The sequence below is a fragment of the Rothia sp. HMSC073B08 genome (genome assembly GCF_001812975.1).
GTDB classification, from domain to species: domain Bacteria; phylum Actinomycetota; class Actinomycetes; order Actinomycetales; family Micrococcaceae; genus Rothia; species Rothia mucilaginosa.
On the sequence record NZ_KV811078.1, the window covers coordinates 35417 to 58740 of the forward strand.

General features: G+C 58.5%; 16 protein-coding genes. 11 read left to right on the forward strand and 5 right to left on the reverse strand.

Going from position 1 to position 23324, the window contains the following annotated elements; translation table 11 throughout:
* Positions 1–658 precede the first annotated feature (658 nt).
* Positions 659–2158 carry a Sau3AI family type II restriction endonuclease gene (locus HMPREF2884_RS05995; protein ID WP_070616264.1) on the reverse strand — a complete coding sequence of 500 codons (1500 nt, stop codon included), beginning with the start codon at positions 2156–2158 and terminating at the stop codon, positions 659–661.
* A 192-nt stretch (positions 2159–2350) separates the two neighbouring features.
* On the opposite strand from HMPREF2884_RS05995, the gene dcm reads away from it, so the two are divergent.
* Positions 2351–3670: a DNA (cytosine-5-)-methyltransferase gene (dcm, locus tag HMPREF2884_RS06000; protein ID WP_070616265.1), complete on the forward strand. Its 1320-nt coding sequence runs from the start codon at positions 2351–2353 to the stop codon at positions 3668–3670.
* Between the two features lie 89 nt (positions 3671–3759).
* On the opposite strand, the gene HMPREF2884_RS06005 is transcribed toward dcm, so the two are convergent.
* The gene (locus HMPREF2884_RS06005) at positions 3760–4842 is read right to left on the reverse strand and encodes an HNH endonuclease (protein ID WP_070616266.1); all 1083 of its coding nucleotides are present in this window, start codon (positions 4840–4842) and stop codon (positions 3760–3762) included.
* A 325-nt stretch (positions 4843–5167) separates the two neighbouring features.
* Here HMPREF2884_RS06005 and HMPREF2884_RS06010 point away from each other — a divergent pair, with 325 nt between their 5' ends.
* Entirely contained in the window at positions 5168–5605 is a 438-nt protein-coding gene (locus HMPREF2884_RS06010) for a hypothetical protein (RefSeq protein WP_070616267.1), read from the forward strand.
* A gap of 196 nt (positions 5606–5801) precedes the next feature.
* Here the strand turns inward: HMPREF2884_RS06010 and pta are convergent, their stop codons facing one another.
* Together pta and HMPREF2884_RS06020 are read right to left on the reverse strand one after the other, a co-directional pair.
* Entirely contained in the window at positions 5802–7892 is a 2091-nt protein-coding gene (gene pta, locus HMPREF2884_RS06015) for a phosphate acetyltransferase (RefSeq protein WP_070616268.1), read from the reverse strand.
* Positions 7893–8084: 192 nt separating this feature from the next.
* Positions 8085–8708 carry a GNAT family N-acetyltransferase gene (locus HMPREF2884_RS06020; protein ID WP_070616269.1) on the reverse strand — a complete coding sequence of 208 codons (624 nt, stop codon included), beginning with the start codon at positions 8706–8708 and terminating at the stop codon, positions 8085–8087.
* A 92-nt stretch (positions 8709–8800) separates the two neighbouring features.
* On the opposite strand from HMPREF2884_RS06020, the gene HMPREF2884_RS06025 reads away from it, so the two are divergent.
* From HMPREF2884_RS06025 to HMPREF2884_RS06045, 5 genes are all read left to right on the forward strand, one after another.
* Positions 8801–9697 (forward strand): spermidine synthase, encoded by an 897-nt coding sequence (locus HMPREF2884_RS06025; RefSeq protein WP_070616270.1) that lies wholly within the window; start codon positions 8801–8803, stop codon positions 9695–9697.
* Between the two features lie 170 nt (positions 9698–9867).
* Positions 9868–10815 (forward strand): prephenate dehydratase, encoded by a 948-nt coding sequence (pheA, locus tag HMPREF2884_RS06030; protein WP_070616271.1) that lies wholly within the window; start codon positions 9868–9870, stop codon positions 10813–10815.
* Between the two features lie 114 nt (positions 10816–10929).
* Positions 10930–12240 (forward strand): serine--tRNA ligase, encoded by a 1311-nt coding sequence (gene serS, locus HMPREF2884_RS06035; protein ID WP_070593245.1) that lies wholly within the window; start codon positions 10930–10932, stop codon positions 12238–12240.
* 100 nt (positions 12241–12340) lie between these two features.
* Entirely contained in the window at positions 12341–13429 is a 1089-nt protein-coding gene (locus tag HMPREF2884_RS06040; RefSeq protein ID WP_070616272.1) for a diacylglycerol/lipid kinase family protein, read from the forward strand.
* 157 nt (positions 13430–13586) lie between these two features.
* Positions 13587–14867: a Fic family protein gene (locus HMPREF2884_RS06045; RefSeq protein ID WP_070616273.1), complete on the forward strand. Its 1281-nt coding sequence runs from the start codon at positions 13587–13589 to the stop codon at positions 14865–14867.
* A gap of 195 nt (positions 14868–15062) precedes the next feature.
* Here the strand turns inward: HMPREF2884_RS06045 and HMPREF2884_RS09505 are convergent, their stop codons facing one another.
* Positions 15063–15251, reverse strand: a complete 189-nt coding sequence (locus tag HMPREF2884_RS09505) for a DUF4913 domain-containing protein (protein WP_141753508.1) — start codon at positions 15249–15251, stop codon at positions 15063–15065.
* 9 nt (positions 15252–15260) lie between these two features.
* Here HMPREF2884_RS09505 and HMPREF2884_RS06050 point away from each other — a divergent pair, with 9 nt between their 5' ends.
* From HMPREF2884_RS06050 to HMPREF2884_RS06065, 4 genes are all read left to right on the forward strand, one after another.
* Positions 15261–18113, forward strand: coding sequence for a hypothetical protein (locus HMPREF2884_RS06050; protein WP_246827937.1), 2853 nt, complete (start codon positions 15261–15263; stop codon positions 18111–18113).
* A 273-nt stretch (positions 18114–18386) separates the two neighbouring features.
* Positions 18387–19523, forward strand: a complete 1137-nt coding sequence (locus tag HMPREF2884_RS06055) for an acetate/propionate family kinase (protein ID WP_005507659.1) — start codon at positions 18387–18389, stop codon at positions 19521–19523.
* Positions 19524–20153: 630 nt separating this feature from the next.
* Positions 20154–21107, forward strand: a complete 954-nt coding sequence (locus tag HMPREF2884_RS06060; RefSeq protein ID WP_005507657.1) for a hypothetical protein — start codon at positions 20154–20156, stop codon at positions 21105–21107.
* A 381-nt stretch (positions 21108–21488) separates the two neighbouring features.
* On the forward strand, positions 21489–23132 hold the full coding sequence (locus tag HMPREF2884_RS06065; RefSeq protein ID WP_070616275.1) for a M48 family metallopeptidase: 1644 nt from the start codon (positions 21489–21491) through the stop codon (positions 23130–23132).
* Positions 23133–23324 lie beyond the last annotated feature (192 nt).

Sequence of the window (23324 nt, forward strand, 5' to 3'; positions counted from 1 at the left end):
TTTGCCTGCTGGCCACACGCCGCAAGCAGGGCACCCAGGCCCACAAGTGCGCCACTGCCCAGCAGGGTACGGCGGTTGAAGATGGTCGAATCCATAGAAGATGCGCTCCTATCGTCGGTGATGGTGTGTTGTTTAGTTACTGGTCGGGCCGTTTTTCACAGGCCAAACTGACTGCCGGAAGGAAAACAGCCCCGTAGTACGCCCAACAAGCGCATCAATGCGCTGTGGAGTACCACAGTTACCACCCTACCGCATGTTTGCCGTCGTTTGCATTCTTTTGAGGGTGGTGGCGGTGGTTGATCATTATTCGGGCTTCTCAATGCTTTATGTATCAAATATCTTTGCGCCCGCGGAGGTATCGTCTCTGCAGAATTTATGCCATGGTTTAGCGTCTTCGACCATGGCTTTTAACTACAACCAAAGACACTAACCTATGGCACAAATCTGGAACCCATGACCGAATCTCTGGCTGCGTCAGGTAGGTGGGAGCCGGTTATGGGTTATGCCTTGCCTTTTCGTCGATAGGTTAGTGTCTTCACTGCGGGTTAAAGACCCACGGTGAAGGCACTAACCTATCGAAAACCTCTGTCTAAAAAGCAAACGGCCCCGAATACTTCCGTATCCGGGGCCGCCTGCTGCGGTTATTTACATTCGGTTATTAGTCCCATTCGCCGCGCAAAATCTGCTGAACGAATTTCTTGGGCAGCCAGAAGGAGTGCTTCGTGATGCGGCTACCGTCGGGTAACTCGTCGGTGTCCTTGAGTTTACCTTTTCCGACATACTCGCCAGGTTTAACTTCGTAGTAGGTCTGGGAGGCGTGAACCTTCGTAAAGAGGTATTTGTTCACCTTGCTCTGCGGGAAGTTAGTGGAAACCTTAAAGCCATCCTCACCATTCGGCTTGACCGTCAGTTCAACACCTCGATTAATGATTTCCTTCGTCTCTTGCCATACCCTCATCAGCTCAGGCTCGAGTGAATCGGGGAAACCCCAGAACTTGATCTGATCCAGGCAGAAATCACCGGATTCATTCTCACGGAAAACAACGAACATGAATTTCCTTGAGAAAATCTCGGTGTAAATATGGGACTCTTCCCACTCTTTTTCATTCGCTAGTTCAATAAAACGGTAGTTCTTAAAGGGAGAATCCTCTTTAGGGAGCCCGTTTTTATCAACACGAATAGCGCGAATATTCATGTTTGCCTTTTTAAATTCGGCAGTACTGTCAATATCCGAGGAAAGGCCTAGAATTTTCCTCACAAGAGTGCTGTTGCGGCCCTTGGCGTTAAAGTTAACGTCAAACTTCTTACAGAGTTCTTTCTCGCTCTGGCCCCGGTACTGCAGAAGCTTTTCTTCAATAATCTGGGTAAAAGGCTTAGAAGTGTCTTGTGCTGCGCGAGCGATACTCTCCTGTTCCTCCTGGCTGAAAACCTTGGTGCGGAGGAGGGTTGTCATGTAGCTACTCTTTAGCGACCAGGCGCGCCTATTGGCCAGCTCGGGGCCATAGGGCTGAGTAGTGCGATCCTTGTCTTTACCGGCACCCTTGCGGCAGGTCGAAAGATACATGCCGTCAGATTCGGAAAGCTCGTGTGCACGTCCTTCCAGAACTTTCTGGGTAATGCGTTTATAGTCCTCGAGAATGGTCGGCATATCCTCTTCGGGCCAGTCAAAAAGGAAAAATTTATCGGTGATATTATTCAAAATATCGCGAGTCTTTTGATATTTATAAAATAGAAGCAAAATATTTTGGCACTTATGCCAAAGGTGCGTCTGATAAAAATCGTCTAGGTTTTCCTCATGAAAATTAAACATGCTGAGGACTAGACGTTCTTTGGCAGAAATAGTGCCGTTCGCGTTCACTCGGTAAGGGGTCGTTTTGATTTCGACCCTTGCCGCGGGAATATCGGGGTCCGGGGAATTATTGGGGTTAATCCCATAGAGCAGCTCTTCAACGAGGTTACCGTAGATTCCCTTGGAGAGCTTGCTAATTTCCTTGCGAGTAATCGTTGAGGGAGTGCCCTTTTTCTTATCCTCATAGGTCTTGTACTCGGAGTTCTGGTACTCCTCCAAGAGGTCATAGAGTGAGCGACCAACGAGATTCTCCGCTGTGTATTTGAGGATGCTATCAATGCTCGAATTGTCGTAGTCGAAAAGGCCCATGGTCGGTGTTCCTTCCGGAAGTAGAGGGGTGGCGCGGTGCTGTTTCTTGCTCTCATGCTACGTCAGATAGCGCAGCTGCGCTCTTTGGCGCGTCACTGGCTTTTCCCGAACCCACTTGATCTGAATAGCTGTTCTATGTTATAGTATTAGTATTCGAACATATTTACAGAGGACTATAAGGACTACTGACTCATGGATCAGAAAACCACCAGCAGTAGCCAGCCTATCCGAGTTATCGAGCTTTTCGCCGGTGTAGGTGGCTTCCGCTTAGGATTTGAAGGCTATAACGCCAACGGCATGACCCTGCCCTCCGCGGGTCCCTTCACGACTGTTTGGGCGAACCAGTGGGAGCCCCCGGGAACGGTTGGCCGCCAGTTCGCGGCACGTTGCTACCAGGAACGTTTCGGCGAAGAAGCAAACCTTGAAAACCGCGACATCCACGCCGTACTTGATGATGTGGAGGCGGGTCTCTACGAAATTCCCGACGCTGACCTGCTCTGCGGCGGTTTCCCCTGCCAAGATTACTCGGTTACCAAGCCCCTCTCGCAGTCGCACGGCATTGAAGGTAAGAAGGGCGTGCTCTGGTGGGATATTCACCGCGCACTCGAACTTAAGACCCCCAAATATGTTGTTCTGGAGAACGTTGACCGCCTGCTAAAGTCGCCCGCTAAGCAGCGAGGCCGCGACTTCGCCATTATGCTCTCCTGCTTCTACGTGCTCGGTTACAGCGTCGAATGGCGTGTTATCAACGCGGCAGAGTACGGCCACCCGCAGAAGCGTAAGCGCGTCTACATTTACGCCGAACACAACGCCCCCGAATGGGATTTGTCGCGCCGCATCACCCACACCGGTGTTTTGGCAGAAGCGTTCCCGGTCAAAACTGCAGAATCTGAGGGTCTTCTCTCCGTCTTCGAAGAGCTCAATGAGGCCGATGAGTTCACCATCTCCGATGACCCCTACTACGAGACGGAACACTTTGGAATTGGCGCTAAGACCTCACCCTTCCAGATTGCCGGTGTCATGCAGAACGGCACCGTGCTCACCAGCAAGGTAGAGCCCGATTACCGCGGCGAATTTAAGACGCTCGGTGACGTAGTTCTTCCTGACTCTGAGGTGCCGGAACAGTTCTTTATCGCCCCTGACAAGGTGCCTTCTTGGGAATACCTCAAGGGCGCAAAGAAGGAAAAGCGCATCAATAAGGCGAGCGGCTTTGAATACTTCTACACCGAAGGCTCAATGTCTTTCCCTGACCCGCTCGACCGTCCGGCGCGTACCATCCTGACCGGCGAAGGAGGCTCAGGAGCCTCCCGCTTCAAGCATGTTGTGATTGGTGATTCCGGTGCGTACCGCCGCCTCGTTCCCGATGAACTGGATCAGCTGCAGGGCTTCCCCCGCGGCTGGACTGACACCGGCATGAGTGACGGTAACCGTGCCTTCTGCATGGGTAACGCTCTCGTGGTGGGTATCCCGCACGAAATTGGTAAGGCTATCGCCCGCCGACACAACCAGTAAGACACAACCAGTAAACGCACAGGAGGTGCAGTAGCCCGAAAGCTACCGCACCTCCTTTTGCGCGCCCGGCGGCCTAAACCAGAGCAGGCCTAGACCAGCGCCTCATCAAGCCAGCTCAGACTTGAGCGGTGCTCATCCAACAACTCAAGAGCTCGGTTAGGCAACTCAACCTTCAGGCGGGCGCCCGCCAACGACTGATACTGAGTATTCCCCAAACCGGGGTGCAGAAGAAGAGTCCGCGAAGAACTCAAACCCACCAACTCGCTATCAAAAAGCTTATGCAGATCCTTGCGCAACAGAAGACCCTCATCCACTCGGTGCTCACCCTCGCGTGCATAGCTGTACAGGTGCGCCGCATCCAGCGCCGCCGTATGGCAAGCACCCGTAAACGCACACATGCTTCCGAAACGGTTCAACAGCTCCTGTCGGAACTGTCCCTGGCCGTTGCGAGACCAAACCGTGCGCTCCGTAAAACCACCCCGAGGATTCACTGGCACCCCGTGAGCATCGCTCAGGGGAAGCTGGTGAATACCCGAAGTGTTCAGGCTTTCAAGCCAGGTGAGGACCTTCGCGGTATCGAGGGCAACAATGCTGTTCTGTCGGTTATATTTGCCCGGTGCGCAAAGCCCTTCAAAAGAATCTTTGTCCAACGCACCGATAAGTTCAGTCCAGGTATCGCCATAGTAGGCAATGAAACGCTGAACTCTCTCAGTCCTCTGCGGAGGATTCTTATACAGGCGCTTCTCGGGCTTGAGCTTATCTCTCCTCAAGCAATTTCCATCGCAACGCCACAGCCCATCGGACTTGAAGGTGATGCGGCTACTCCCGCAGCGGGGGCAAAACGTCATGACCTTATCGGCCTCGTATGACTCAATTTTTCGAATAACAGCCGACCCGAGAAGAATCGAATTATCTCGAATCAGCACGAAGTCACCCTCTCGAACGTTTGTGTAGTTCCGAACTTTCGAGTCGTAAACGTAACGGAACTCCAGGGCGTCATCGTAGATTTTGCCGCTGGCGGCGCTTCGGTTCTCTTCGTCGGGAACGGAGCGCAGGAGCCACGCCTGCGGGAGCCGCATATCAGTTGCGGCGTGTTTGCTCGGGAGGCTGAGGCTCGTCACCACGGACGGGAGAACGAGGTCCGGCAGTGAGGGCGTTGAGTTGTTGTCCATAGCAGCAGCCTAGCAGCCCGGGCGGTTTGCCGCTGCTTGGGCGGTCACCGGCTCACGGGGTAGGGGTGGTGGAATCCTGTAATTACAAAAATTCTGCCCTGCATCTTCCTCGAAAAGCCACATGTGTTTCGAGAAGCCACGTAACATGTTGCTTTTCGAAACACATGTGGCTTCTCGGCGATTAAACTCGGCGCACCAAACACCCGCCCCGCACGCAGAACGCACCAGTCAAAACGCTATTGATTCGCATCACACACCGGCGTTCTTAGGTATCCTTGGGGTAACACTCAGACAGAAGCCCGCCCTCCACCTCGAAAGGGGCCGCATGAAAACCTTCTGGACTAACCTATCCCTCACCATCCGCGCGGCAGTCATCTTCTGCTACGCCTACGCCGCGGTGCGCATCCTCAACCTCTTCTCTGAGGCAGGCACCGCACCGTTGACCCCGCGCACGCTCCTCGACGGTGCCCTCACCGCCGCGGTCGTCGTCGGTGCTCTCGCCCTGTATCTGGGTAATGCCCTGGGTGCCGCTCTGCGCGCCCGGCGAGAAGGCTACGAGCCCCGCCCGGTCGGCATCATCGTCGCCTACGCGCTTTTCGTGGCGGTGTGCACCTACCTTATCTGCCGCCTCATCGCCTACACCGTGGAGGCGGGGCTCACCTGGCTCTTCCCGCCCGCCCTCGGCCCGGTTCTGACCGCCGTGGGCATGGCTGGTCTTGGCGTGATTAACTATGTGCGCCTCCGCCGCACCCGCAAGGACTAACCGGGAGAGTGGCACCAAAACCCCTCCTCGAAAAGCCACATGTGTTTCGAGAAGCCACGTAATATGTTGCTTTTCGAAACACATGTGGCTTCTCGGCGCATTAAAAGTAAAAGTCAATACAATAAACCGCCCCGTCCACCGCACCCACACGGGGTGCAGTGGCCGGGGCGGCCTCATTCAGCGGTCAAAAACCGGCTTACAGGCTCTGTGCCTGAATTGCGGTGATCGCAACGGTGTTGATGATGTCCTCAACGGTGGTACCGCGCGACAGGTCGTTCACGGGCTTACGCAGACCCTGCAGAACCGGGCCCACAGCGGCAGCACCCGAAGACTGCTGAACAGCCTTGTAGGTGTTGTTACCGGTGTTCAGGTCGGGGAAGACGAACACGGTAGCCTGACCAGCGACCTCGCTGCCGGGCAGCTTGGTCGACGCAATGGACATGTTCGAAGCAGCGTCGTACTGGATCGGGCCCTCAACCGCGAAGTCGGGGTTCGATGCGCGCACGAGCTCGGTTGCCTCGCGCACAACGTCCACGTCTGCGCCAGCGCCGGAGGTGCCGGTCGAGTAGGACAGCATAGCAACCTTGGGGGTGACGCCGAACTGGCGTGCAGTCTCCGCGGATGCCTTCGCAATGTCGGCGAGCTGCTCTGCGTTGGGGTTCGGGTTCACTGCGCAGTCGCCGTAGACCAGAACGCGGTCTTCCATCAGCATCAGGAAGACGGAGGAGACGATCTTGGTGCCGGGGCGGGTCTTGATGAACTCGAGCGAGGGGCGGATGGTGTTCGCGGTGGTGTTCACTGCACCGGAAACCATGCCGTCGGCGATGCCCTTGTAAACCAGCATGGTGCCGAAGTACGAGGGGTCGGTCATGCGCTCGCGAGCAGCCTCAATGGTGACGCCCTTGTGTGCACGCAGCTCAGCGTAGGTTGCTGCGAAGTCTTCGGTGTACTCGTTGTTTTCGATGTCGATGATACGAACGGTGCTGGGCAGTTCAATACCCTCGGCCTGGCAGATCTCTGCGATCTTGGCGGGGTTGCCGAGCAGGATCAGGTCGCAGAAGTCGCGGCGTGCAATGATTTCGGATGCACGCAGGATTCGCACGTCGTAACCCTCGGGCAGGACCACGGAGCGGCGGTTTGCGCGTGCGGTCTCGATGAGGTTGTGCAGGAAGCGCAGCGGGGTCATGGATGCGGGGCGCTCAATTTCGAGGCGTGCGAGCAGTTCGTCCTTGTTGACGTGCTCGTCCCAGCCGCCCATTGCTGCTGCGAGCTTGCGCTGGTGGCCGCTTTCGAGGGTGCCGCGGACGCGGGAGACTGCGCGTGCAGACTTGAAGGTGTCCTTGGTGGTGGACAGCACGGGGAACGGTGCGTTGTCGATGAGGGAGCCGACTGCGGTGTTCTTGCCGGGCAGTGAGTCCAGGCCGCCGGTGAGCAGCACGCCGGAGGGTGCGGGGAAGGTCGGTGCCAGTGCGGATGCGAGGGTTGCGGCAACAATGTCTGCACGGTCGCCGGGGACGATAACGAAGTCGCCGTCGACGAACTGGTTGAGGAAGTTGGAGACGTTCATTGCTGCGACCTTGATGCCGTGAATATCGCGGCTGAGGTCCTCAGCCTTGATGCCTTCGGTGTCGAGCTTGAGGGCTTCGGCAACTTCACCGACGGTGGGTGCGTTCAGTTCGGGGATTTCAGGCAGCACGTAGACGGGCAGGTTTGCGTCGCCGCGCTTGACGGAGTTCTCGATTTCGTCGCGCAGTTCGGGTTCTGCACGGCCGACGATGATTGCGAGCAGGTCTGCCTTGGAGGCGAGCAGCTCGGTGCGTGCCACGTCAACGGCGGTGACTGCTTCCTCAACGGTTGCTTCCTGTGCGCCGACGATAGCGACGACGGGCAGGCCCAGGTCGCGTGCAATCTGGACGTTCAGGTCGAATTCGACTGCGAGCGCGTTGGCGGGCAGGTAGACGCCGTCAACGATTACGACGTCGCTGTTTGCAGCGACCTTTTCGTAGGCGGAGACTGCGCGTGCGGAGATTTCTTCGGTGTCGCCTTCTGCGATGAGTGCGAGTGCGTCGGTCATGGAGACTGCGCCGCCGACCTGCTCTTCGGTCAGGCCGAAGTGTTCACGGATGAGGCGTGCCATGGGGTCGTCGGAGATGGTTGCGCCGTCGAAGACGGGGCGGAAGAAGCCGACGCGGTCTGCGCGCTTGATGAGGGAGTCTGCTAGACCCAGGGCTACGAGGGACTTGCCCGAGTTCTGGGACATAGCGGAGAGGTAAAGACCGGTGGTCATTGTTTTACTGTCCTTCTATGCGATGTTCGGCGCTGGGTCCCGCGGTTGCGCAGGGGTGTATGTGCTCCTGTGCGCGGGTGCGTCGAGCTTATAGGTCTCTTCTATCTTAAGGCGTTGTGGGGGTGGCGCCTAACAGGGTGTGCGGTGCGCTGCGTCATGTGGGCGGGCTGTTTCCCTGTTGGGGTGTGTCGTTTAGGGGTTGAGGATGCGCGCGTATCGTACGCTGCGTCCGGGTTCCCAGGAGCCGCGTGCTTGGAAGTACACGCCTTCGTTGCGGTAGCCGAGCCGCTCGTAGAAGGAGAGCGCTCGTTCGTTTTCTGCCATGACCCACAAGTAGGAGTTTTCGTCCGGGTAGATGACGGATTCGTAGAGCGCCTGACCGAGGCCGGTGCCGTGCGTGTGGTTGAGAGTGTACAGGTGCGTAAGTTTGCGGGTGTCTGCGGGCAGTTCGGGGAGGTTGTCGGCGCGTTCGAGTTCCCAGGAGGAGGGCTCGCACAGGGAGAGCGCCAGGCCGACCGGCTTATCCCAGTTGATGCGTGCGCCGATGGAGCAGGAGAGCCCGCCGTCGGGGGTCCAGCCGGGCACCTCATAGGCGAAGAAGCCGCGCACGGTGGGGGAGGAGAGGTGGCGGTGGAAGTCTTCGAGGTATTCGTTGCGTTCGGCGCGGTGGCGGGCGGTGAAGCTTTCCCCGAGCGTGTCGAAGTAGATCGGGTCGTAGGTTTGCTCCATGCAGTCCAGCTGCAGGTTGACGTATTTTTCGGCGTCGGTCGGTTCAATTGGTGCGAGCGCATAGCGGCCCTGACATACAAATCCCATGGGTTCTAGTCTACTCAGCCGGCCCCTGTGGAGGCGGTTCCTTGCGGGTGCGTACGCTAGGGGCGTGCGGGCTGTCGGCTAGGCTAGTGGGTATGGCGAAAAAGAGCAGGGCACCCAAGAAGACCCAAAAGGCGCAGAAGACCCAGAAGCAGCAGAAGAACCGCATCGACGATACCGAGAACACCCCCGTGCAGGGTGCCGCCGCTGGCGTGTACCCAATCTCTACGGGTGAGGCGGAGCTGGTCCCTGACGGCTACCACGCTGACGGCTGGCTACTGCTCATTAATGGTGTGCAGTCTTCCCACGTGATCGTGGGTGAGCCCCGCCAGCTGGATTTTGAGTACATGCGCTGGATTGCGGCGGTCGTCTCCTCGCACGTGGAGGAGCACCTGGACGCCGCGAAGCTGCGCATCACCCATCTGGGTGGTGGCGCGTGCTCGATGGCACGCTATTTCGCTGACCTGTACCCGACCAGCCGCAACACGGTTGTTGAGCTGGATGCCAAGCTCGCCGAGTATGTGCGCGCCTGGTTCGACATCCCCAAGGCGCCGCGCGTGAAGATTCGCGTGGGCGAGGCGGGTGCCGTCACCGCAACCTTCGCGCCCGCATCCCGCGACGTGCTGATTCGTGACGTGTTCGCCGGGGATACCACCCCCGAGGCGCTCACCACCGTCGAGTTCACCCGCACCGTCGCCGAGTCGCTGGCACCCGGTGGCCTGTACATCCTGAACTGCGGTGACGGGCCGGCGCTGACCGGTGCCCGCGCGGAGGCGTCCGCCCTGCTTGAGGTGTTCGAGTACGTGTGCATTGTGGCGGATTCGGCAATGTTGAAGGGCCGCCGCCGCGGCAACGTCATTATCGCCGGTTCGCATGCGCCCCTGCCGGAGGCTGGTTCCGTGCAGGCTGCCGCTATCGCCCGTGAGCTCATGGGTGGAGGCGTACCCGCCCAGTACTGGGACACCGCGCGGGTACGCCAGTTCGTGAGGTAGCGGTTTCAGCTGTTGCCTGGATTTTCAGTGGTGGCTTAGGTCTTTCAGTAATGACTTAAGTTTTTCGGTGATAGGTTAGTGACTTCGGTAGGGGTTTTTAACTACCGCCAAAGACCGTAACCTATCACCGAATTCGGCGCCCCCTCCACAGCAGACGCTACTATAGTGGCATGCGATACACCTACCTTGGCCCCTCCGGCACCTTCACCGAATCCGCCCTGCTGAGCGTCCCCGGCGCATCCGACGCCGAACGGATCCCCGCCACCAGCGTGCCCGACGCGCTCGCACGCCTGAACGCGGGCGAGGCGGACGCCGCCATGGTGCCCATCGAAAACTCCGTGGAGGGCGGCGTGAGCGCCACTCTGGACGCTATCGCAGCCAGCGAGGGTGTACGCATCATCCGCGAGGTGCTCGTACCGATCCGCTTCGTGCTGGTCGCCGCGAAGCCCATCAGCATCGAAGACGTCAAGACCATCTCCACCCACTCGCACGCCTGGGCGCAGGTGCGCGGCTGGACGCAGGAGAACGTACCCACCGCCGCCTACCTGCCCGGATCCTCCACCGCCGCGGCGGCTGTCGGCCTGCTCGAAGAGGGCTGCACCTACGATGCGGCAATCTGCTCCCCGGCGCTGCTGAACTACCACCCAGAACTGCACGTGTTGCAGGACAACATCGGCGACAACAAGAACGCCGTGACCCGCTTCGTGCTGCTCTCCCGCACCGCCGACATCCCCGAACCGACCGGCTCCGACAAGACCACCCTGACCGTGCCGCTACCCACCAACCGCGCCGGCGCCCTGCTCGAACTGCTCGAACAGTTCTCCGTGCGCGGTGTGAACCTCTCCCGCATCGAATCGCGCCCCACCGGCGAAGGCATGGGCTCCTACTCGTTCAGCATCGACGCCGACGGCCACATCTACGAGGCACGCATGCGCGACGCTCTGCGCGGCCTGCACCGTGTCTCCCCGACGCTGAAATTCCTCGGCTCCTACCCGCGCGCCGACCACGAAAACACCGAAGTCGACGCCATCCACTCCGACGGCTCCTTCGACGCCGCACACGAATGGGTCGAGTCGCTCTTCCCGAACGGCCGCCCCGTACAGCTGCAGCGCCGCTAACAACACCCCGGCGGCACCACAAGCCGCCCGCCGCTAGACACCCCCGCACCTACCCGCGCCCCACCAGCGCAAACCCCGCCCACAACCCACCGCAAGATTAGGTAGGATAAAACAGTGATTGATATTAACCTCCTCCGCGAAAACCCCGACGTCTTCCGCGCCTCCCAGCGAGCACGCGGCAAGGACGAAACCCACGTCGACCGCATCCTCGAAGCCGACACCGCACGCCGCGCACTCATCGGCGAATACGAGACCCTGCGCGCCGAACAGAACGCCTTCGGCAAGACCGTCGCAAAGGCACCCAAGGAAGAAAAGCCCGCCCTCGTCGCACAGGCGAAGGAACTGGCAGCCCGCGTCAACGAAGCAAAGGCAGCCTCCGAAGCGAAAACCGCCGAATACGAGGAACTGATCAGCAGCATCGAAAACCTCATCATCGACGGCGTACCCGTCGGCGGCGAAGACGACTACGTAGTCGTCAAGGAAGTCGGCACCCCCCGCGACTTCACCACCGAAGGCTTCGAACCGCGCGACCACCTCGAAATCGGCGAACTCGTCGACGGCATCGACATGGCACGCGGCGCGAAGGTCTCCGGCGCACGCTTCTACTTCCTCAAGGGCCAGGTAGCACGCTTGGAGCAGGCACTCATGTGGATGGCGCTCGACCTCGCAACCGAGCACGGCTTCACCATGATGACCACCCCCACCCTGGTACGCCCCGAAATCATGAACGGCACCGGCTTCAACGTCAAGCACGACGACGAAATCTACCGCCTCGAACGCGACGACCTGTACCTGGTCGGCACCTCCGAGGTGGCGCTCGCCGGCTACCACACCGACGAAATTCTCGACTTCGAGAAGGGTGCGAAGAAGTACCTGGGCTGGTCCTCCTGCTACCGCCGCGAGGCAGGCTCCGCAGGTAAGGACACCCGCGGCATCATTCGCGTGCACCAGTTCAACAAGGCTGAAATGTTCGTCTACTGCCCCGTCGAGCAGGCAGAAGAGATGCACGAGAAGCTGCTGTCCCTCGAAGAGGAAATGCTGCAGCGCTGCGGCCTCGCATACCGCGTGATTGACACCGCCGCAGGCGACCTGGGCACCTCCGCCGCCCGCAAGTTCGACTGCGAGGCGTGGGTCCCCACCCAGGGCACCTACCGCGAGCTGACCTCCACCTCGAACTGCACCACCTACCAGGCGCGCCGCCTGAACATCCGCGAGCGCACCCCGGACACCGTGGACGAGGCAGGTAACGTGCGTAAGGGCCGCACCCGCTCCGTAGCGACCCTGAACGGTACCCTGGCGACGACTCGCTGGGTGGTTGCCATCCTGGAGACTCACCAGCAGGCTGATGGTTCTGTGCGTATCCCGGAGGCACTGCGCCCGTACATGGGTGGCGCTGAGGTCATCCCGGCAGTAGCTGCTGAGTAAGGGATTGCCCGTCCGCTAAGGCGTATCAAAACCAGCTGAAAAACCCGCTCACCGCGTAAACGGTGGGCGGGTTTTCGCGTATCCCGGTAGTCTAAGAACTATGCCTCTTTACCGTAAACTCCTTGGTGTTTCTGCGGCGGCGGCTCTGACCGCCTCCGTCACTCGTGCCCGCCGTGAAGCGCGCCGACGCGCTATCGAACTGGGCGCGCCCTTCGGCGTTCTGCCGACCCTACCCACCGGTGAGGCGCAGCGCGTGGGCGTGGTGTACAACCCGAGTAAGCCTGGCGTTGCGGCGGCTATCGAGATTCTGGAACGTACTCTCGCGGCGAACGGCCACCCGCAGGCGCTGGTGCGCACCACCCGCGTGGACGAGCCCGGTTCTGAGGCTGCCCGCGAGCTGATCGCTGAGGGTGTTGACCTGCTGATCGCTGCCGGTGGTGACGGTACGGTGCGTGCTGTGGCGGCGGCGCTGGCGCATCATGAGGGGCGCAAGCCGCGCCTGGGTATTCTGCCGATGGGTACCGGTAACCTGCTGGCGCGTAACCTGTATATTCCGGTGAGTGACGTGGCGGCGTGCGTGAATATTGCGCTCAACGGTGCAGGTCAGGCCGTTGATGCGATTGAGATGACGACGACGAGCACCCCCGGCGAAGAAACCGAACACACGTTCTTTGTAATGAGTGGTGCCGGCTTTGATGCGCTCGTCATGAATGATACGAACGAGGATATTAAGGCGAAGTTCGGCTGGGTTGCGTACGTGCAGTCCGGCATGAAGCACATGCTGGGCAGGTCGCACCCGGTGCGTATTAGCGTGGACGGTGGGGAGCCTCGTACTCTGCCGATGCGGTCGGTGCTGATCGCGAATTGTGGCCGCCTGCAGGGTGGTATTCGCCTGGCGGATATGACGGATGTGCACGACGGTAATCTTGAGGTGATTGTGGCATCGCCGCGTGACCTGGTGGAGTGGGGGCTGCTGATGGCGAAGGTTACGCGCCGCACGATTTTGGGTTCGCCGCGCATTGAGCTGCCGGTGATTCGCCACCTGGTGGGGTCTGAGGTGGTGTTGGAGTTCCCGGATGGTGCGCAGCCGGTTGAGGTGGATGGTGACCCGGCACCGTCGGCGTACCGCATTAGCGCGCGCGTGCTGCCTGCCGCCGTAGAGGTGGCGGTCCACCCCGAGGTGCTTTAGCGGGTGTAGTGAGGGTGTTCGGGAGCCTTCCTAGCACCCAAAATACCTATTTGTGACCTGGATTATGAAAGAAATCGCGGATTTTTTCACTATTTCCTGAAAATTGGGAGGATAATGAAAAAAACCGCGATTTTTTACACCATCAAGGAGGGCACACGTGAATACCACCGGCACAAGGTACCGCACCCTCAAAAGCATCTTCCACGAACGCGGCAAAGCCGCCGCACAAACCGAACTGCAGGCACGCCGCAACGGCCACTCCACCTACCTCCTCAACGAATTCACGGTGGGGGAGCACCCCCTGTTCTACCTGGCAGACCGCATCGCGCTCGCATCCTTCGAACGCATCATGCGCCGTGAACGGCACATTGAACAGCTGAGCTCCCAACTGCCCAGCATCGCCATGCAAAGCTACCTACTCGACCTGGCAGTACGCAGCATCGTGGCGTCCGACCGTATCGAAGGCGTGCACACCACACGCCAGCTCATCTCTGAGGCGCTCACCTCCGGCGATAGCGAGGACCCCCGCGCCAAGCGCGCCGTCGAATTTGTGAACCTCCTCAAAGACCTGGGGGCAGGCCGCCCACCCGCCACAGTCGAGCAGGTGCGCAGCCTCTACGACACGCTACTCGAAGGGCACCTCGCGGAAGAAGACCGCCCAGACGGGGCTCTATTCCGCACCAAACCCGTGGTTATTCACGACAACACACGCGAAATTCACCGCGCCCCTGACAGTGAAGCAACCATCATCGCCAACGTGCAGGCGGCACTCAACCATGCCCTCAACCCGAACGTGCCGGCGCTATTCTCCGCAATCGCCGCGCATTTCATGGTGGAATACACGCATCCTTTCTACGACGGCAACGGCCGCCTGGGCAGGTACCTGCTGGTAGCCCACCTGGGGCAGACACTCACCCGGCTGACGACCCTCACCCTGCCGAGCACGCTCAACATTCAGAAGAGCCGCTACTACAAGGCGTTTAGCACGGCGGAAGAACCCCTCAACTACGGTGAGGTGACCGGTTTTCTGCATGTTTTTCTGGGGCTGATCGAGCAGGCTCAGGAGCACCTGGTAGACGAACTGGAGTCACGCGACCGTGCGTGGCGTGGTCTTGGCAAGCGTATCGCTGAGCTGGAGGGCAGCCGCACCTGGACGGGTGGCACTCCCGGGCTGACTTCTAAGAAGCTCGATGATGTTCTGCGGCTACTGTACCTGCTGGGGCAGGTGCAGATTTTCCGTGCGCCGGTTGCGCCCACTTCGAGCGAGTTGCAGGAGGTGCTGGGGGTTACGGCGCCGACTCTGCGCGATAGGCTCAAACTGTTGCAGGGGCTTGGTTTTGTTGAGGGCGTGAAGGCTGGCCGTACGATGCGCTGGTCCCTCACCGAAGCGGGAACCGCCCTGCTGGGCTTGCCCGCCGTTGATGACGACGAAGAATAGACCACGAGCATAAGAAACAGGGGAGGGGCCGCACCGGAATGTATCCCGCCTATAACTGGCAGAATCGTGGAATCCATCTTTGCAGTAGCGGAACGGGCCGGTTGCAGACATAAGTATCGGTATGTGGTAATCCATCTGCTCACGCCACCATTGTGTAAGGCTCCTGTAGCCGCCGTGTGATTCATCCCATGTCTGCTACATTAGGGTCAGGCGACATAATGCTTCCGGGTGCTTCCACCACTCAGAACACCAGAAAGTATTCTGGCTATCTATTTTGCGGTTTAACGAGGCCGTACACCTGAACTCGAATACCGAATGACTGGAAACATAATGGTGATTAATCACAAGCGACGGGGCGAAGCACAGAGCGCTCCTAGCCTGCATCTGAGAGACATGCCCATCGAGCACTTGTATGTGCGCTATCAAAGGATAGCGCGGAACCTGCCGAGACGGATCCGCTGGCTTGCTTTGGTATTCGCGCCAACGAGCACGAGTTTCACCGTCTTCACCGCTGGCCTACTGAATGTTGCAGGGGCTCTGATGATTACGGCAGGTATCGGCCAGGTAACGTCAGGTGAGAGGACCCCAGGCAGTGCTATTTGGTTACTCATCTTCGCTTTCCTGGCTGAAAGCCTAGGGTACTGGGTGAAGGAACGCCAAGAGCTTATTCTCACGATCGCGGTTCGACAGCTCACATACCGCCGTTTCCGGGACATCTTTAGTAGGTCATCCCATCCGCCGGAAGCTCACGGACATGTTCTCACATACCCAGGACAGATCAGCCAGTTTGCCTTCGTTGTTGATTTCGCCGTTTCAACCGTTCAGATTATTGCCTTTCTCGCGGCTTCGCTCGCGCTATATGGTGCAAGCGGCGCCATCGCTGCGTTGCTCATCACTGGATTGGTATTCGTCAGCGTCCGTCTCATCAACTTGGTGGGCCGACTATGGGAACAGTACGTCGCTCTAGAGGGAGAGCGTAGGCAGTGGATCCAGCGTGTAGCAAACGCGTTGCCTCGAGGGCGAAGCATCCCCAGCTGGGGTACCGCCCTGGACAAGGTCGCTAGCATCCGAAACACCGAAGAGCAGCTTCTGCGCAGACGGGTCCCGTTGCAGGTCCTGAATGGATTCCTTGAACGGGGAGCACTAACTGCGGTGCTCGCTGTGGTTGCGGTTCTCGGCGCGTGGCTCTGGCCATCCGCTCATTTCGGTATTGGAATTATTTTGGCAGCCCGCTACCTGTACGCAGCGGTGCAGAACAACATCGTAAACTATCGGGTTATTCGGCTCGCTGTGCCAATGATGCGTGAGCTCGACAAGCTCGAGTCGTCTCCAAATTGCACGGTTAAACAGCAGGACTTGGTGGGGCAGCCTTCAAATTCTAGAGAGGTGCTTGCATCTACGTCTGAGCGCGCTGAAGCATTGCGCACATCCGTGACCACCCCCGATTCTGCTTTCGTACCACGCAACCCGGAAGTGTCCCATTCGGTGTTGTCAGCGTGGCGAGCTTCTGCTTCGCCACATCAGGTATCCCGGTTCACTAGCCTCGCTTTAGGTATGGGGCTCACTGAGGATGTGATCGGGCGGTTCTGGCAAGACGCAACAACCTTGTCGTCAGGAGAGAGACACCGTGCTGCTGTCGCTATCGTTTTGGCAGACAAACCGGACTGGCTAATTTTGGACGATACGTTCGCAGCGCTTGATCCTGTAACACGAGAAGTGGTTGCCGAGAGGATCTTAGAGTGCGTGCCAACGTGCACACTTCTGGCAAGCTCGGAGGAGTACGTACCGAGTGCCTTCACCTCCGGCAATGATGCGAGGGTAGACCCTCTTGAGTTGCAGGCTCATAGCCCCGGGGCAGCTAAGGAGGCAGATGCTGGTTCGACGGATGTGAGCGAGGGACAGGACCTTCCTGACCCTGAGCCGAAGCGTGCCACATTCCGACGATCGGCCCTGTTGTTGTTTGGACCGCATTTGGTGTGGATTACGTGTGGCGCCCTACTCTTGAGCGGATCCGAAGTTGCTTTTGCATTGACGATTGCTCACAGTGATGGGCTGTCTGCTCAGGTTGCTGGAGTGTCAGCTGCTTGCGCACTGGCAGCAATTGTTGGGTCCGTCATGTTCTTTGGCCCGCTCTACTGGGCTCCCATCGCTAGGCTGAGCGATTTGCACGACCGGGTTATACGGAGGCTCGATCGATTCGCTAGTCCTAGAACAAGCGGTGCGGTCATGGGGCGGATGGGTGAAGACTTCTCCGACCTTCAGATGTCGGTGCCTAGCGCCCTGGGTTCGGTATTTATGGTCATTCTACAGACCTTTATGCTCATCGGAGGCGCAGTGGCTGGCGCCCCGCTGTTCATAATCGTTGTGTTGGCGGTAGCACCCCTAGCGATGCTTGCTATGCGTCAGGGTTCAAAGTGGATTCTCCCTGCCTCGACGACGGCTGCCAATCGCCGAGGTGACTTCATCGGGGTGGTTGGTGCCCAGGCTGGCTTACACGCTGCGCCCGTCAGTGCAGGGCTACGTCGGGCTGGAGAAGAAGCCTACGCTCATTCGGAGGCTGCATACGTCAGCAGCTCGATTCAGTTGGCGAACGCCTACGCACTGCGTACGGGACTGATTCAGTCGCTTGTGTTGTCACTGAATGTTTCTGCAGTGGTATTGGCACTGATGGTCGAAGGATCGAACTCAGTGGTTGCTCCCGCGGTCGTAATATATTTTGCAGTAACTCTGTCATCTGGCATCCAATCTACGGTGGAGACGCTGCAACAGGTTGGTGTAGTCAGCTTGACTGCGGAGCGTGTTCGGATGCTTGAAGAGCACCGGGCCGACCGTTCTTATCCGCCCGTGCGGTCTGCTGACCTGGCTCTGCTTGAGAGCGTTCTTGACTCTGGGTGTTCTATGGTTGCCTTGATTGGACCAACTGGCGCGGGGAAGTCCGTCATGCTTGATGCTCTATACCGCCGGTATCCCCAAGGCGAAGTGGTAATCGTACCGGATATCGATCCGTTCGCATCTGAAGCATCGAATTCGAGCGGGCTCATGCTTGCGCGTTCCGTGTTACGTGAAGGCGCTGCCCGGCTTGTGTTGCTTGATGAGACCTTGAAGAGTCTCACTCCGTCAGAGGAGCGCACTGAGCTCGAATCGATGGCGTGCGCTATCGAGGGCAGTGACAAGCAGGTTGTGATTGTCCTTCACTCGCGCTCTAACCTTAATCGTTTCAAAGAAGTGGTGAATTTAGATGCGTGAGCTGACCCAAGTACTACGTTTTTCTCCAAGAACTATCGAGGACGAAACGCGAATCTATAGGGCCAAACCTATAGCCTGGACCGATTCGTCGGTGGCACTTCTGAACGAGTACGGCGCCACACTGTGCACACCCGCCCCTCCTGCACCCGATAATGCCTCTATACCACCCCTCGTAAAAACCCCCGTTAAAAACACAGTTGGGGCCGTCTCGCACGCAGGCTCGAAAAGTGCGAGAATGGAGCAGAAAAGAAAACTACGAAAGAAGATACTTTCATGCTTATTCTCGTTGTGAACGCCGGTTCTTCCTCCCTGAAGTACCAGGTGCGTGACACCTCCCTGCCCGAGGCAGAGCAGATGCTGACCTCCGGCCTCGTCGAAAACATCGGCACCGACGTGCCCAACCACGAAGTCGCATTCGACATCATGTCTGAGAAGCTTGAGCCCGTCCTGGCAGGCCGTGAGCTGCAGGCAGTCGGCCACCGCGTGGTGCAGGGTGCAGAGAAGTTCACCCACCCCGCCCTGCTCACCGAGGAAGTTGTCCAGCAGATCGACGACCTCTCCCCGCTGGCACCGCTGCACAACCCCGCACACGCTCAGGGCATGCGCGCAGCAATGCACAAGTGGCCCTCCCTGCCGCAGGTCGCTATCTTCGACACCGCGTTCCACTCCACCATGCCCGAAGAAGCATGGCGCTACGCAATCCCCTACGACCTGGCTGACAAGTACAGCATCCGCCGCTACGGCTTCCACGGCACCAGCCACGAGTACGTCTCCCACGTTGCAGCTGACATGCTCGGCATTGCACGCGACGAGTTCAACGGCATCGTTGCTCACCTCGGTAACGGCGCGTCCGTGACCGCTGTGAAGGGCGGCAAGTCCGTCGACACCTCCATGGGCTACACCCCGCTGGCTGGCCTGATCATGGGTACCCGCTCCGGCGACATTGACCCCTCGGCACTGACCACCATCCTGATTCGTGAGGGCATCGACGGTGCACGCCTGGACACCATCCTGAACAAGGAGTCCGGCCTGCTCGCACTGGCTGGCTCCAACGACATGCGTAAGGTCGTTGAGGCTGCACAGTCCGGCGACGAGCGTGCACAGCTCGCACTGGACATGACCTCCTACCGCCTGATGAAGTACATTGGCGGCTACAACCTGGTTGTTGGCGGCGCGCAGGCACTGATCTTCACCGCTGGTATCGGTGAGAACTCCGGCGACTTCCGCAAGCTGGTCCTGGACCGCCTCGGCGCACTGGGCATCAAGTACAACGAGGAGGAGAACGCTAAGCGTTCCCCCGAGCCGCGCGTGATTTCCACCGAGGATTCCGCTATCAAGGTGCTGGTCATCCCCACCAACGAGGAGAAGGCTATCGCTGAGGCTACCGAGGAACTCGTCAAGAGCCTCTAAGCCCCACGCACCCCGCCGTATAGGCGGTTGAATATAGGCAGTCCGCTGCAGTTCCCGTTCCGTACGGGTGCTGCAGCGGACTTGTTTTTGAACATCCATTAGAGTAAATGCATATGATTCAACTCACTTTACAATACAACATTACGCCAATATAGCATGTATTACATATGTATCATTCATCACACTGGGAACAAGAATGAAAGTTAGTTGAAAGTGTGGGTTTAGATGCTGCATAAAGTGTAAACTTATTGCTTGCTTGGGAAAGTTGTGCAAGGGGGGGGGTTGAGTGCATTGATTCGCAACATTCCAACATTGATGGCAGTTAAGGTTGAGGGTGAAAAAAGATTGATAATCCTAGATTAATTCTGTTAGGAATTTTTTATCGATCCAAGTTGTTGCACAATATGAAACAATAAATACAAATTTTTGTGATTCCATATAAAGCGTGTTCATATAACGAGTGTTCATCGAAAAGAACTGAAGCGGACTTATAGCCGCAAAAGAATTCTGAGAGCACACTCTGAACTGTACGTTAAACACATACTGCGATAACTTTTATATCTGTATATTTTATGCAGAAATAAAGTGGATCAATGTGCAAAACTCATTCCAATTGAGAGAGACTTGGTAATGGATATTCACTCGACTAAGAGCCACTCCGAACAAAGTGGAAAGCTGATGGGCCGTCGTACCCTGGTCAAGGGTGCAGCATGGGCAACGCCCGTTGTGGCAGCAACCGCCGTAGTGCCCGCCTACGCCGCATCCAAGAACCCTTGCGAATACGGCACCATCGTATCCGTGCCCTGGGGTGAACGTGCCAACCGTCGCCGCTACAAGGGTACCGTGAATGAAGAATACGAATGGGCAGTAATGCCCACCTCCAACTGCAGCCCCCAGCCGCAGACCTACTTCATCGACAACACCACCCCCGAAAATAAGCTTGCTTACCCCTGGGGTCGTTACGAGGGTGTGAGCGACTTCCCGCCGATTTACCCCCCGAACGGCAAGGACACCCCTGACTACACCTCCAAGGACGGCGTTGGTGGCGTTGGTGGCGGCGTTATCATCAACGTTCGTGTTGAGAACGTTGCAGGTGACGTCTCCTATGCACCGACCCCCACCGGTGCGGACCGTTTCGCATTCGGTGAGTCTGACGCAAACCGCAAGAACAACATGTACTACGCCGAAGGCTACAAGGGCAAGGGCGCAAACCCCCCGGTTGTTCGCCTCAACGACAACTACAAGGGCAGCCGCTCTACCTACATCGCTCACGGTAAGTACAACTACCTGCACTTCCCGGATGGTCCCCGTCCTCCCAAGGAAAACAGCCCCCTGTGGACTTACGCATACGGTAAGCACTACACGACTGCTGAAGGCCGCGACGGCTGGTCCTGGGATATTCAGGTGATGGCTAACATTACCCACCCCAATGCTGGTCAAGACGTTGTGTCGTACATGACCTACCTGCGTAAGCACACCTACGGTGACCCCGCGCATCAGTCGGCAAAGGTCATTCCGGTGCAGTACCGCGTTATTGTGACTTCCCCCTGGGGTACTGTCACTTATCTTTCGGCAGCTGTTTAATATCAGCTTGCATTAGGTCTGAATGGAGTAGTGACCCATTCGACCTACTTCAATCTTGGATTGAGATTTATATATTGTGATGTTTATTTGAGTATAAAGTTGATGGATTTTTAGTGTATTAGGGAGTGGTGTCCCTAATAAGTAGACGCTATTCTTCTGTCAGCTTTTGGAGGGGCCGGTTCCGCACCACGTGTGCGGAACCGGCCCCTCTGCATGCATCAATAGGGAGAAAAGCTAAGCATTGTATCTCTTGGCGGGCTATTGCAGGGAAGATGAGAAGTGGTGAGCGTTCCGTGAGAAAAAGCGCATTCACATTCACTAGTAAGTGCCCAAAAACGATAGAGTGGAATCAGATAACACTCGATACGAAGCGGACGAGACATGACTCAACCCCCTGAAAACCACCAGCAGCCCGGCGGACAGTTCAACGCCCAGCCCGGCCAGCAGGCATTCCACGCCCCCGGTGAGCCCCTCCCGCAGGACCTCTCCGCCGGCTGGCTCCCCGAAGACGAGCGCCAGAAGCCGGTCAGCCCCCTGCCCCAGCCGAAGCTCTTCGCCTACCAGTCGATGCTGCCACCGAAGGTGTTGCACGCGCTGCGTCACCCCTCCGAAATTCCGTGGCTGGTCGCCGCCTACGCCGTCACCGCGGTCGGCTACATTGTGCTGTTCATGGCGCTGGCTGACCTGTTCAGCTCGATGATGCGTTACGTCTTCAACTCAACCGGTGAAGGCTCGGTTCGAGTACCTTCCGGCAGCACCTCCGCAAGCCTGGAAGACCTGATTTTCCAGACGGTTGGTCTGCTCATCCTGGGCCCCATTGCCATCTTCATTGTTCGTGCAATCTACTACGCGCAGCAGCGTGTTCGCGGTGTGCGCATCACCCCGACCCAGTTCCCTGAGGCGTACCAGATGCTCGCCGAAGCAGCGGAGGCGGCGGGTCTGCGCCGCGTGCCGGATGCGTACGTCGTCCTCGGTAACGGCACCATGAACGCTTTCGCGGCAGGTCACGGTTTCCGCCGCTACATCTGCCTGTACTCCGACCTGTTCGAGATTGGCGGTAAGTCTCGTGACCCGCAGGCGCTGCGCTTCATCATTGGCCACGAGGTTGGCCACATCGCCGCAGGTCACGTCGGTTATTTCCGTCTGATTTTCACTACTCTGTTCAACCAGATTCCGGTGCTGTCGAGTGCGCTGTCCCGCTCGCAGGAATACACCGCCGACAACTTCGGCTACCGCTTCTGCCCCGAGGGCGCTGAGGGTGCCGTCAAGGTGCTTGCGGCAGGTAAGTACCTGAACAAGCAGGTCAACTTCGATGAGCTTGCCGACCGTGCCGTGACCGACCGCGGTCTTGCCGTCTGGTACGTGAACCTGCTGGCAAGCCACCCCATCCTCACGTGGCGTGCGCACGCGCTGCGTGACCGCACCCAGCCGGGCCGCCTGTTCTGGCGCCCGACGGAGAACCCGGTCAAGGATGCCGCACCGCGCGTTCCTGTGCTGATTCCGGCGTCTGAGCCGGTGCACATGTGGCCTGACCCGATTCAGTCCACCGAGTTCATGCGTGAGCACCAGGACACCTGGGCTGACCACACCCTGGAAACCGTGGACGTGTACTCCAAGCCCGAGAACGCCCCTGAGTTCGACGCGAACTCTACGCTGTTCGCTGGCTGGCTCACCGAGCAGGCTCGTGCCTTCCACGGCCAGCGTTGGGATGCGTACGCTGCCGCCGGTGGCGTGCCGGCACCGGGTGCTCCCGGTGGCCCGCAGATGCCCGCACCGGGTCAGCCCGCACCCAATCAGCCTGCGTACGGTCAGCAGCCCGGCTTCGGTCAGCCTGCCGCAGGTCAGAACGGTGTAGCCCAGAACGGTGCAGGCCAGCCCGCCCCTGAGCAGCCCTCTAATGGCCAGCCTAACGGTCAGTCTTCTAATGGCCAGTCTGCTCCCGAGCAGTACGGTTACGGCCAGTACGGCAACAATTCCTCTGAGGGTGGCTCGTACGGTTACGGCTTCGACGGCGATAAGAAGTAGCCAGTAGCCACCCGGGTGCGCTCTGAACGCCTCATCTGAGCCGCACAGCTCAATAACCTTCACGAACCCGCCGGGGTGCTAACGCACTCCGGCGGGTTCGGCTGTTAACCGCCTCCTGCACACTCCTAAGCTCTCCCTGCGTGACCCCCAGGTGAGAAGGTGCGCCCGCCACGGCATCCGCTGCATGCCGCA

Excerpts from the sequence above, each read along its gene's own strand:
- pheA (WP_070616271.1), top strand. The coding sequence starts at position 9,868 with ATGCGATACACCTACCTTGGCCCCTCCGGCACCTTCACCGAATCCGCC.
- HMPREF2884_RS06025 (WP_070616270.1), top strand. The coding sequence starts at position 8,801 with ATGGCGAAAAAGAGCAGGGCACCCAAGAAGACCCAAAAGGCGCAGAAG.
- HMPREF2884_RS06005 (WP_070616266.1), bottom strand. The coding sequence starts at position 4,842 with ATGGACAACAACTCAACGCCCTCACTGCCGGACCTCGTTCTCCCGTCC.
- HMPREF2884_RS06020 (WP_070616269.1), bottom strand. The coding sequence starts at position 8,708 with ATGGGATTTGTATGTCAGGGCCGCTATGCGCTCGCACCAATTGAACCG.
- HMPREF2884_RS06065 (WP_070616275.1), top strand. The coding sequence starts at position 21,489 with ATGACTCAACCCCCTGAAAACCACCAGCAGCCCGGCGGACAGTTCAAC.
- HMPREF2884_RS06050 (WP_246827937.1), top strand. The coding sequence starts at position 15,261 with ATGCCCATCGAGCACTTGTATGTGCGCTATCAAAGGATAGCGCGGAAC.
- HMPREF2884_RS05995 (WP_070616264.1), bottom strand. The coding sequence starts at position 2,158 with ATGGGCCTTTTCGACTACGACAATTCGAGCATTGATAGCATCCTCAAA.
- HMPREF2884_RS09505 (WP_141753508.1), bottom strand. The coding sequence starts at position 15,251 with ATGCAGGCTAGGAGCGCTCTGTGCTTCGCCCCGTCGCTTGTGATTAAT.
- dcm (WP_070616265.1), top strand. The coding sequence starts at position 2,351 with ATGGATCAGAAAACCACCAGCAGTAGCCAGCCTATCCGAGTTATCGAG.
- HMPREF2884_RS06040 (WP_070616272.1), top strand. The coding sequence starts at position 12,341 with ATGCCTCTTTACCGTAAACTCCTTGGTGTTTCTGCGGCGGCGGCTCTG.
- HMPREF2884_RS06060 (WP_005507657.1), top strand. The coding sequence starts at position 20,154 with ATGGATATTCACTCGACTAAGAGCCACTCCGAACAAAGTGGAAAGCTG.
- pta (WP_070616268.1), bottom strand. The coding sequence starts at position 7,892 with ATGACCACCGGTCTTTACCTCTCCGCTATGTCCCAGAACTCGGGCAAG.
- HMPREF2884_RS06010 (WP_070616267.1), top strand. The coding sequence starts at position 5,168 with ATGAAAACCTTCTGGACTAACCTATCCCTCACCATCCGCGCGGCAGTC.
- HMPREF2884_RS06055 (WP_005507659.1), top strand. The coding sequence starts at position 18,387 with ATGCTTATTCTCGTTGTGAACGCCGGTTCTTCCTCCCTGAAGTACCAG.